The 2865-nt window shown below is 68.1% G+C and carries 3 protein-coding genes; 1 reads left to right on the top strand and 2 read right to left on the bottom strand.

Features of this window, described 5'->3' with window-relative positions:
• Positions 1–11 precede the first annotated feature (11 nt).
• On the bottom strand, positions 12–851 hold the full coding sequence (locus AC1D2K_RS32940; RefSeq protein ID WP_478094412.1) for a transporter substrate-binding domain-containing protein: 840 nt from the start codon (positions 849–851) through the stop codon (positions 12–14).
• A gap of 170 nt (positions 852–1021) precedes the next feature.
• On the opposite strand from AC1D2K_RS32940, the gene AC1D2K_RS32935 reads away from it, so the two are divergent.
• Complete coding sequence (locus AC1D2K_RS32935; protein WP_478094411.1) at positions 1022–1981, top strand: ketopantoate reductase family protein; 960 nt, start codon at positions 1022–1024, stop codon at positions 1979–1981.
• 23 nt (positions 1982–2004) lie between these two features.
• Here the strand turns inward: AC1D2K_RS32935 and AC1D2K_RS32930 are convergent.
• Positions 2005–2865: aminotransferase class V-fold PLP-dependent enzyme (locus AC1D2K_RS32930; protein WP_478094410.1), on the bottom strand; the 861-nt coding region annotated here is incomplete at its 5' end.

Genomic DNA, 2865 nt, shown 5'->3' with positions numbered 1-2865 from the left:
GCCCGGCAATGTCACCGATCGGTGGCCGCGGCCACCTTGGTGTCGCCGATCTTCAGCAGGCGCGGCAGCGGCGCCTTGCTGTTCGGACCGAACCAGCTGTCGTAGATGGCGACGGCGCGGCCGTTCTTCTCGATCTCGGTCAGCCAGCCGTTGAGCGATTCGAGCAGCCGCGTCTCGCCCTTGGGCACCGCGGCGCCGAGGTATTCCTTGGAGACCGTGATCGGCGGGATCTCGTAGCGCTCCTTGTCGGGCAACTGGCCCCATTGCGCGGTGAGCTTCACGCCATCGTTGGTGATCGCCTGGACATTGCCGTTGCGCAAGGCGGCCAGGGCGAACGGCGAGTCGTCGTAGAGCACCACCTTGGCGTCGGGGTAGCGGGCACGCAGATTGGTCTCCATCGTGGTGCCCTTCTCGGTGCCGATGCGCAGGTCCTTGATCTGCGAGGCATCGGTGAGCACGCCCTTCTTCGCCAGGAACTGCTGGCCGACCAGGAAGTACGGCGTCGTGAAGTCGACCACCTTCGCGCGCTCGTCGGTGATCGTGAAGCTCGCGAACACCACGTCTACCTTGCCCGAAGTCAACAACGGAATGCGGTTGGCCGGATTGGTCGGCACCAGTTCGATCTTCACGCCGAGGCTCTTGGCGTAGTCGTTCGCCAGATCGATGTCGTGCCCTACCTGCTTCTTGCTCGTGGCGTCGATGTAGCCGAAGGGCGGATTGCCGTCGAAGGCGGCGACCCGCAGGACGCCGGCCTTGCGGATGTCGTCGAGGCGGTCGGCCCAGGCGGCCTGCAAGGATGCGAGGCTGGCCAGGGTGGCCACGCCGCAAAGGATCAGGGGTCGGAATTTCATGCAATCTCCTCTTTGGAAGGCGCGACTCTAGGCAAGGTCCGCCCCGGATCCAACGACGTTTTTCGTCCATGCATATCGACCGACAGTTTCCGCATGTGCACATGCCGAATCCTTCGTGGTCAAAGCGCGCGAAGGGGCCTACGCTGCCTCGATCTCCGAAAGAACGATCAATGAGAATCCTCGTGGTGGGCGCTGGCGCCCTGGGTGGCTACTTCGGCGGCCGACTGCTTCAAGCCGGGCAGGACGTGACTTTTCTGGTGCGCCCCCGGCGCGCCGCCCAGCTCGCGGCGGGCGGCCTCACGCTCTACAGCGCGGCGGGCGACGCCCACCTGCGCGCGCCGCGGACGCTGCTGGCGCACCAGCTCGACGACAGCTATGACCTGGTCATCGTCGGCTGCAAGGCCTACGACCTCGAAAGCACGATCGCGGCCTTCGCGCCGGCGGTCGGCGACGAGACCGCGATCCTGCCGCTGCTCAACGGCTTGCGCCACCTCGATCGACTGACCGAACGCTTCGGCTACGCGAAGGTGGTGGGCGGCCTCGGGGTGATCTCGGCCGCCCTCGACGACAGCGGCGCCGTGGTGCACCTGAGCCGCGACCACACGCTCGCGTTCGGTGAACTCGATGGCGAGCGCAGCCCGCGCATCGACGCGATCGCAGCCGCCTTCGCCGCGGCCAACTTCGACAGCCGGCCGCGCGAGAGAATCCTGCAGGCCATGTGGGAGAAATGGGTGCACATCGCCACGCTGGCCAGTGCCACCAGCCTGATGCGCGCGAGCGTCGGCGACATCGTCGATGCCGGCGCGCAGAACGTGGCCCTCGAACTGCTCAACGAGTGCAGCCGCATCGCCGCCCACAATGGTTTTCCGCCCAGCCCCGAAGCGCTGGGGCGCACGCGCGCCACTGTCACCGCGCCGGGCTCGACCCTGACGGCCTCGCTGCTGAAGGACATCGAGCGCGGCGCGCCGACCGAAGGCGATCACATCCTCGGCGACTTCCTGCGCCGCGGGCGCTGGTCGACCGCCGACACCGTTCTGCTGCCGCTGGCCTGTGCACAGCTGCGCAGCTACGAGGCGCGGCGCGTGCGGGACGCCGCCGAGGCGGCGCCGGCGCAGCGGCTCGTGGCCTGAGGCGGCGGCCGCAGCGGCTCAGCTCAACCCGCCCGCCGCTGCCCCGCCAGCCTGCGCACCACCGCCACCATGCGGTCGATCTCGTCGAAGGTGTTGTAGAAGGCCAGCGATGGCCGCACCGTGGTCTCGACGCCGTTGCGCCGCAGGATCGGCTGCGCGCAGTGATGCCCCGTGCGCACCGCGATGCCCTCGTCGTTGAGCGCGTGGCCCACCTCCTCGGTGCTGTAGCCGGCCAGCACGAAGGACATCACGCTGGACTTGTCGACCGCGGTGCCGATCAGCCGCACGCCCGGGATCGCACCCAGCTGCTGCATGCCATACACCAGCAGCTCGTGCTCGTAGCGCGCGATGTTCTCGATGCCGACCCGGTTCACGTAGTCGATCGCGGCGCCCAGACCCACCGCGTCGGCGATGTTGCCGGTGCCGGCCTCGAACTTGTTCGGGATCGGCTGGAACACGGTCTTCTCGAAGGTCACGTCGGCGATCATGTTGCCGCCGCCCTGCCAGGGCGGCATGTCTTCGAGCACCTCTCGCTTGCCCCAGACCACGCCGATGCCGGTCGGGCCGAACACCTTGTGGCCCGAGAAGACGAAGAAGTCGGCGCCGATGTCCTGCACGTCGACCCGCATGTGCGACACCGACTGCGCGCCATCGACCAGCGCCAGCGCGCCGGCCCGGTGCGCGAGCTCGACGATCTCCTTCACCGGCACCACCGTGCCGAGTGCATTCGAGACCTGCGTGACGGCGACGATCTTGGTCCGGTCGTTGAGCAGCTTGCGGTACTCGTCGAGCAGCACCTGGCCCGAATCGTCGACCGGGATCACGCGCAGCTTCGCGCCCTTGGCCGAGGCGAGCTGCTGCCAGGGCACGATGTTGGCGTGGCG

The organism is Variovorax sp. P1_H12_2 (assembly GCF_056405335.1).
This window is presented reverse-complemented; position numbering and strand designations above follow the sequence as displayed.

Coding starts and splice junctions, on each gene's coding strand:
- AC1D2K_RS32940 (WP_478094412.1), bottom strand. CDS start 851: ATGAAATTCCGACCCCTGATCCTTTGCGGCGTGGCCACCCTGGCCAGC.
- AC1D2K_RS32935 (WP_478094411.1), top strand. CDS start 1,022: ATGAGAATCCTCGTGGTGGGCGCTGGCGCCCTGGGTGGCTACTTCGGC.